The sequence below is a fragment of the Petrotoga halophila DSM 16923 genome, assembly GCF_002924615.1.
Genome location: NZ_JALY01000002.1, coordinates 1 through 7,861, shown reverse-complemented (window position 1 = coordinate 7,861; position 7,861 = coordinate 1). Strand labels below are relative to the sequence as shown.

7 protein-coding genes are annotated in these 7,861 nt (G+C 35.3%); 6 read left to right on the top strand and 1 reads right to left on the bottom strand.

Translation table 11 applies throughout. The features are described 5' to 3' along the window. The first annotated feature begins 12 nt into the window (after window positions 1–12). Complete coding sequence (locus tag AA81_RS14825; RefSeq protein ID WP_369333226.1) at window positions 13–138, top strand: hypothetical protein; 126 nt, start codon at window positions 13–15, stop codon at window positions 136–138. A 97-nt stretch (window positions 139–235) separates the two neighbouring features. Here AA81_RS14825 and dnaA read toward each other — a convergent pair whose 3' ends face one another. Beyond that, window positions 236–1,600 (bottom strand): chromosomal replication initiator protein DnaA, encoded by a 1,365-nt coding sequence (gene dnaA / locus AA81_RS00065; RefSeq protein WP_103897841.1) that lies wholly within the window; start codon window positions 1,598–1,600, stop codon window positions 236–238. 616 nt (window positions 1,601–2,216) lie between these two features. On the opposite strand from dnaA, the gene AA81_RS00060 reads away from it, so the two are divergent. From AA81_RS00060 to AA81_RS00040, 5 genes are all read left to right on the top strand, one after another. Further along, entirely contained in the window at window positions 2,217–3,722 is a 1,506-nt protein-coding gene (locus AA81_RS00060; protein WP_103078768.1) for an ABC transporter substrate-binding protein, read from the top strand. Between the two features lie 110 nt (window positions 3,723–3,832). Further along, window positions 3,833–4,840: an ABC transporter permease gene (locus AA81_RS00055; RefSeq protein WP_103078769.1), complete on the top strand. Its 1,008-nt coding sequence runs from the start codon at window positions 3,833–3,835 to the stop codon at window positions 4,838–4,840. A gap of 13 nt (window positions 4,841–4,853) precedes the next feature. After that, window positions 4,854–5,729 carry an ABC transporter permease gene (locus AA81_RS00050; RefSeq protein WP_211286450.1) on the top strand — a complete coding sequence of 292 codons (876 nt, stop codon included), beginning with the start codon at window positions 4,854–4,856 and terminating at the stop codon, window positions 5,727–5,729. A 5-nt stretch (window positions 5,730–5,734) separates the two neighbouring features. Then, a complete protein-coding gene (locus tag AA81_RS00045) occupies window positions 5,735–6,724 on the top strand; it encodes an ABC transporter ATP-binding protein (RefSeq protein ID WP_103078770.1) in 990 nt (329 codons plus the stop codon). After that, window positions 6,717–7,730 carry an ABC transporter ATP-binding protein gene (locus tag AA81_RS00040; RefSeq protein WP_103078771.1) on the top strand — a complete coding sequence of 338 codons (1,014 nt, stop codon included), beginning with the start codon at window positions 6,717–6,719 and terminating at the stop codon, window positions 7,728–7,730. The genes AA81_RS00045 and AA81_RS00040 overlap by 8 nt, the downstream gene beginning before the upstream one ends. Window positions 7,731–7,861: the final 131 nt, after the last annotated feature.

The following is a 7,861-nucleotide window of genomic DNA, read 5'->3' as shown; positions in this document are numbered from 1 at the left end:
GACTTTAAATTAATTTTAGGCCAAGATATTTCCTTAGGGTATGATAGCAAGTTTGATGAGCAACTCAAATTTTTCTTCACTGAAAGTTTAACTTTCCACGTAGTAACTCCGGAAGCTATAGTTGGATTAGAAGTGTAAATTACTTTTAAAATGTTTGACCAATCTGATTGTAAAAAAAATTCGGCCTCAATTTGTTTTTATCTAAATCATAATTTGAGGCCGATTTCTTCTATTTTTATATAGTAAGAATCCCTTTTTCATCTTCTAATTTATTTTTGATATTATTGATTTTATTTTTTATTACTTCATTTCCCATCAACAAAGAATGTTCTATTTTTTTGATGGAATGAATAATAGTAGAATGATTTTTATCTAATTTTTCGGAGATATCTTTAGTTTTCAACTTCATAGTGGTCTTAAAAAGATAAGCTAAAACTTGACGAGCTAACGCTATTTCTTTTTTTCTGGATGATGAGAAGATATCCTTTCTATTAATATTAAATTCAGCAGCGACCAGATCTATAACGGTATCTATTTTAACTGTTTCAAGAACTTGGGGTGATTGGAACCTAACTTTGTTTGCGTTCATTCTGATCATTGAATTGACTATCGTTTTCGCAGATTCGATATTTACTGGCGCACCCGAAATTTGGCTTTGCAATAGAAGGTTCATAATAGCGCCCCGAAGTTTTCTTAAGTTTTTATCAACATGTTCGGCTAAATAATAAGCAACGTCATCGGTTAGTTGAAGTGAAATCATTTGTGCCATTTTCTTCGCTATTAAGTACTTCGTTGCCTTATCAGGAGCTTGTATATCAGTTATCAAACCCATTTCAAACCGACTAATCAATCTAGGATGAAAAGTTGCTAACTCATCAGGAGTTCTATCGGAACAAATTACTATCTGTTTTCTCGAGTTAAAAAGAGAATTAAAGGTATGGAAGAGTTCGCTTTGTACGGTATTTTTCCCAATTAAAAATTGAACATCATCTATCAATAAAAAATCTACGTTTCTTCTAAAGCGTTCTCGGAAGTTCTCCATATCACTTGCTCTTATTCCATCCATCATTTGATTCATAAAATCCTCGGCAGTTACATATTTTACCTTCAAATCAGGAGCATTTTCCATCAAGAAGTTCCCTATTGCATGTAAAAGGTGGGTTTTACCTAGTCCAACATCTCCATATATGAATAAAGGATTATATTTGCCTGGATTTTTACAGACTTCCAGGGCTGAATAATAAGCTATTCTATTGGAATTTCCAGTAACAAAGCTATCAAAAGTGAACTCAGGATTAAACTCTGATAGTTTCAACGGCCGGTTTTTAATTATTGGACCATTTACTACATTTTTTTGTTCTTTACTGATGGGTATTTCTTTAAAAACAACTTCTACTGGCTTACCTACGATATTGTTTATAGTTTCTTTTATTATCGAACCGAATTTTTTCTCGACAGCCTCTTTAATAAACAGATTTCCCAATCCAACTACGACCTTTTTATTGTCTAATTCCAGAATTTGAGCCGTTGTAAGCCAGTTATTCCAGGTATCTCTAGACATGTTGGAACGTAGTTTTTCTATTAGTTCATGCTTTTCCATTATTTTCACCCCTTGGAATAAAACCCAATATATACTTTATCATAAGGGGGGAACTTAATCAAGAAAATTTTTGATTAAAAATCTGATTAGACGCTATTTATGCTTGATATAGAACTTAAAATTTTTAGATCCCTCATCTTAAAAAGATTTAAGAAGCAAATTGTGGAACCAGAATTGTTAAATCTTTGTTTTAAAAAATAGAAATGTATAATATACAAACGTATTAATTTTAGAATAATAAGAAATGTTAATATATATTATGTTAATTTAAAATAACTTAATTTAAGAATAGATCTATTTAAATCTATAAAAATGTTCAACGCTCAAATCCAGTCTTCTGATATTTTTTATTCCTTCTCTCGCTAGTTCTGATTTTTTGTTGTTACTTGACTCTTAAAGATATTAATTGTATAATAGAGATAATTAAGTTAATTTAAATTAAGTTACCAAATACGGCTTTATTTTTGAAATTTTTGTCAATAAAAGAACTTCTATGAAATTTTTTTCATGTTTTTGTAAAACTAGTTGTGGTTTTAATAAATAATCATCATAAGGTATTGTTGGAGATTGAGTGTTTAAGTTTTACATATCAGCACATTTTACGAGGAGGGATTTTATGAAAAGGTATTTGGTAAGTTTATTTGTTGTTTCGGTTTTATTTGTCGGTGTTTGGGCACAATCTACCATAGTTGTTGGAACTACAGACAAGATTAGAACTCTAGACCCAGCTTTGTGTTATGACTACTTTTCTAGTAACATTTTACAAAATGTTTTAGCTGGACCAGTAGACTACAAGGTTAATTCTACGGAAATTGTGCCCAATTTATTCGAAAGTTGGGAAGTATCTGATGATGGATTAGAGTATCTTTTCCAGGTACGAAAGGGTGTCGTTTTCGAAGATGGAACCCCTATAGATGCGTCCGTTTTTAAATTCTCCTTCGATAGGGTGATAAAACTTGGAGGTGATCCTGCGTTCTTACTCTCGGATATAGTTAAATCAACCGAAGTGGTCGATGATTACACCTTCAAAGTAACCCTTCAGTATCCTTTTTCGGCTTTTGTTTCCGTATTAGGTTATACAGTTGGATGGCCTGTTAATCCAAAGGTATTCTCAGCAGATAGTTTTTATGATGGAGCACCTTCCGCTTCTGGTCCATATAAAGTCACCGAATGGATAAGAGACGTCAGAATCACATTACAAGCAAATGAGAAATACTTTGGTGAAAAACCAAAAACGGATAGGATCATCATTTTATTCTATGAAAACGCTGCAACGTTGAGATTGGCTTTGGAAACGGGTGAAATAGACATTGCATTCAGACATTTAGACCCAAGAGACATACAAGATTTAAAAAATTCTCAAAATGTTCAAGTTATCCAGGGTGAAAGTCCACAAATCAGAATGTTAGTTTTCAATGCACAGAAAGAACCTTTCGACGATCCTTTGGTAAGGCAAGCGATTTCCTTAGCTGTTGAAAGAGATGTAATAGTCGAAGATGTATTTTTAAATATGGCATCACCACTATATTCTCTAGTACCAATGGGAATGTGGAGCCACGAAGATGTCTTCCAAGAAGGAGATCTTGAGGCTGCAAAACAACTTCTGTATCAAGCTGGTTACGACGAAAAAAACAAACTGGTGATTGATCTTTGGTACAGCCCTACTCATTATGGAACAACCGAAGCAGATGTAGCCCAAGTTTTAATGGAATCCTTAGAAAAGACAGGAATTATCGATATCAACTTAGAATATGCGGAATGGGCAACCTACGTTGATTATTTTTTAAACGGAACTATGGGTATGTTCTTATTGGGTTGGTATCCTGATTACATAGACCCTGATGACTATCTCTGGCCATTCTTAAGTGAAAGTGGAGCTAGATCGATGGGTAGTTTTTATGTCAACCCAGTAACTGAAAGTGTGATGAGAGCAGCAAGAGTAGCGACTGACCAAGAAGTTAGATCTCAATTGTACAAATTGGTTCAACAAGATCTAGCTTTCAACGCTCCTTACGTTTCACTTTGGCAAGGTGTAGAAACGGTCGCCGCCCAAAATAACATTAAAGGAATTTTATTAGAACCTTCCCAGATCTTTAGATATTATTTGCTCTACAAGGAATAATTTTTCCTTAAGCATCTTTTGAAGGTTTGAAATTAAGACAATTGCCCCGATTTATTTAATAATCGGGGCAATTTTAAGAAAACCAACCTCAGAAAAGAAAGGTGATCTAAGTGTCTCTGAGAAATTATATTATTGTGAGAATCTTGTTGGCAATCCCCATGCTTTTTGTTCTCTTAGTAGTTATATTTTTCGTTATTAGGATAATTCCCGGAGATCCTGTTGCAGCAATGTTAGGTGGGAGAGCCTCTCAAGAGGTTATTGAAGCCAGGAGAGCAGAACTAGGACTTAACGATCCCATATTGGTTCAATTTTTTAAATATGTAGGGGGACTGTTCAAAGGTGACTTGGGAACTTCAACAATGACGGGAAGACCCGTACTTGATGAGATATTAGAAAGATTTCCTGCCACATTAGAATTAACGATTTTTGCATTTATTGTGGCTGTAATTATAGGGATCTTTTGGGGTTCAAAAGCCGCACAAAAAAGGGATAAACCCGTAGATATAGTTGCCAGAGGATTTTCGATGCTCATGTATGCTGTACCTGTATTTTGGTTTGGACTGATGATGCAATTCATTTTTGGAATGCAGTTAAAATGGCTACCCATTGCTGGAAGGATCGGCGCTACAGTTCAATTTGAAAAAATTACTGGTTTGTTTTTACTGGATTCCCTTTTAAGGTGGAACTGGACTGCTTTTTGGGATGCCCTACAACATTTGTTGTTGCCGGGTATTACTCTCGGCCTTGTTATCTCAAGTATTTTTTTAAGAATGGTTAGGAATAATACAATTTTAACGTTAACCTCTGATTATGTTAAATCTGCTAAAGCAAGGGGGATACCTGAAAATAAAATATTGTACAGACATGCTTTAAGGAACGCGTTAGTTCCTATTTTAACCGTAATGGGATTACAGCTGGCACTATTAATGGCTGGGGCTGTTTTAACTGAAACCACTTTTTCTTGGCCAGGGATTGGAAGTTATCTCATCATGAAAATCAGATACAGAGATTTTCCTGCTATTCAAGGAACGATAGTTTTTTTCGCCATTTTTGTAATAATAATTAATATAATAGTAGAAATTATCAACGCGTTAATAGACCCAAGGGTAAGGTACTGAGGAGGGTATAAAATTGGAAGAACATAAATTCATTTCATCGAAGATTGGGAAGGGCTTCTCCAGATTCTTTAGAGGTTCCAACGCTTGGCTTACCTTCATAGGTTTGGTTATTTTGATTTTTTACATTTTTTTGGCCTTTTTTTCTCCTCAAATAGCTCCTTACGACCCTACAGAAAGAGTTGGAAGATCTTTAACCTCTCCTAGTAGTGAGTTTTGGTTTGGAACTGACAACCTTGGCAGGGACGTATTTAGTAGGGTTGTTTATGGAGCCAGAATTGCCTTAACAATAGCTTTTGTTTCCGTAGCAATAGCTTCAGTTGTTGGTATACCGTTAGGTTTATTATCGGGATTCGTGGGAGGAATATTCGACAGAATAATGACCATTATTATGGATGCTATATATTCCTTTCCAGGTTTAATCCTCGCCATAGCGATAGCTGCATTTTTAGGACCAGGTATTATGAATATTGCTATTTCAATAGCTGTTGTTTACATACCTACATACTTCAGGGTCATTAGAAATCAAGTATCTTCAGTAAAAAACGAACTTTATGTCGATGGAGCCAGGGCTATAGGTGCATCAAACTTATCTATTTTGGGAAGGTATATACTTCCAAATGTACTGCCATCCGTGGTGGTTGTTCTTTCAATGAACCTGGCAGATGCTATAATGACAGAAGCAGGGCTGAGCTTTTTGGGATTAGGTATAGCTCCCCCAACTCCTGATTGGGGTTTTGATTTGAGCAACGGTCAAAGATTTATTTTGAGTGGCGCTTGGTGGGCTTTGACTTTTCCAGGTGTTGCTATAATGACTGTTACACTAGGATTTTCTATGTTCAGTGAAGGTTTGAACGAGATGCTGAATCCAACAATTAGAGAAAGAAGGTAGTAAGCGTGCTTGAAGTAAAAAATCTGAAAGTTTATTATAAAAGTGAAGAGGGAATTATAAAAGCGGTTGACGATGTTAGTTTTAATGTAAAAGACGGAGAAACACTAGGGCTAGTGGGAGAATCAGGCTGCGGGAAATCTACCTTGGGACAAGCTATAATGAAAATATTACCTTTAAATGCGCGATTGTATGGAGAAATACAATTAAATGGTCAAAATATAACTAAAATGAACGAAAAACAAATGCGAGAAATTCGTGGTAGAGATATCACCATGATCTTTCAAGATCCTATGACTTCCCTGAACCCAATTATGAAAGTCAAAGACCTTTTTGTTGAGATTGTGAGGGCTCATTTTCCCGATATATCTGAGCAAAAAGCTATAGAAATGGGGGGTAGTGTCCTAAAGGATGTAGGAATAGACCCAAGCAGGATGAATCAGTACACATTTCAATTCAGTGGTGGTATGAGACAAAGGGTAATGATAGCCTTAGGACTTGTTTTAAAACCTTCTTTTGTTATTTCCGATGAGCCAACAACTTCGTTGGATGTCATAGTTCAAGCTCAAATAATAGAGTTGATGAGTAAATTAAGGGACGAATATCAAATGTCCATGTTGCTTATAACACATGACTTAGGTGTAGTTGCTCAACTTGCAGATAAGATTGGAGTCATGTATGCCGGTCATTTGGTGGAAATATCTTCAAAGGAAAATATTTATTACAATCCTAAGCATCCTTATACAAAAGCACTTTTAGATTCCATTCCAAATACTGATATCAAATATAAAGATTTAAAATATATTCCTGGAAGTCCTCCGGATTTGGGTAAACCTCCAAAAGGATGCCGATTTGCCCCTAGGTGTGAGTACGCAATGGACATCTGTCATGAACAAGAGCCCAAAAGTTTTTTAATCGAAGGATCGGAAGTTAAATGCTGGCTGTATGAAAATTCTCAAGATTTAAAACATGTAAATGTAGGTGGTACTAATGACTGAAAATACAATCTTAAAAGTTGAAGGTTTAAAAAAATATTTTCCTCTAAAAAGAACGGTGGGGGAAGTTTTGACTAGAACCCCTCCTAAATATGTAAAGGCGGTAGATGAGATTAATTTTGAAGTAAAAAAAGGCGAAACTCTTGGTTTAGTTGGTGAATCAGGAAGTGGGAAAACCACAACAGGCAGGTTAATTACAAGATTAGAAGATCCTACTGAAGGAAAAATTTTATTCAAAGAAAAAGACATCAGTACCTTAACAAAAAAGGAATTAAAACACATAAGAAAAGAGATTCAAATAATCTTTCAGGATCCACTTGCAGCCTTGAACCCTCATATGAGGATCGGTGAAGCTGTGATGCATCCTCTACAAATACACAATATTGGAAAGGACCGTTCCGAAAGGCAGAAGTTTGTTATGGAAATGTTGGAAAGGGTACAGTTATCACCTGCAAGTGAGTATTATTATAGGTATCCTCGTGATTTATCCGGTGGCCAAAGACAAAGGGTTGTAATAGCAAGGGCTTTGATCTTAAAACCTACCTTTGTTGTGGCGGATGAAGCAGTTGCGATGTTGGATGTCTCTGTTAGGTCCCAGTTGTTACAACTGATGATCAACTTAAAAAATGATTTTGATTTGACTTATCTTTTCATCACACACGATTTAGCTACAACTAAATATATTTGTGACAGAATCGCCGTAATGTACTTAGGCAAAATTGTAGAAGTTGGAAGTTTTGAGCAAATATATACAAAACCCAAACATCCGTACACCCAAGCTCTAATATCAGCTGTTCCCGAACCTGATCCTAAAAGCAAGAAAAAAAGAATAATACCTCAAGGCGAAGTCCCAAATGCCGTTAACATTCCCACAGGTTGTAGGTTTCATCCTAGATGTCCATATGCCAAAGAAATTTGTAAAATTCAAGAACCCATTTTGAAAAATGTTGAAAATCAACAAGTAGCTTGTCATCTCTATGATTCAGAATATGAAAAGAGTGTCGTTTAGGCCTTATTTTCTTTTAAAGAAAATGTTTATGGCTAATTTTAACTTTTTTGAACCTATAATGTACGCTGATGAGAAATAAACTAGGGCACTAAGAGCAATCAGGAGAACAACTAACAGTCTAGAATCAAAAA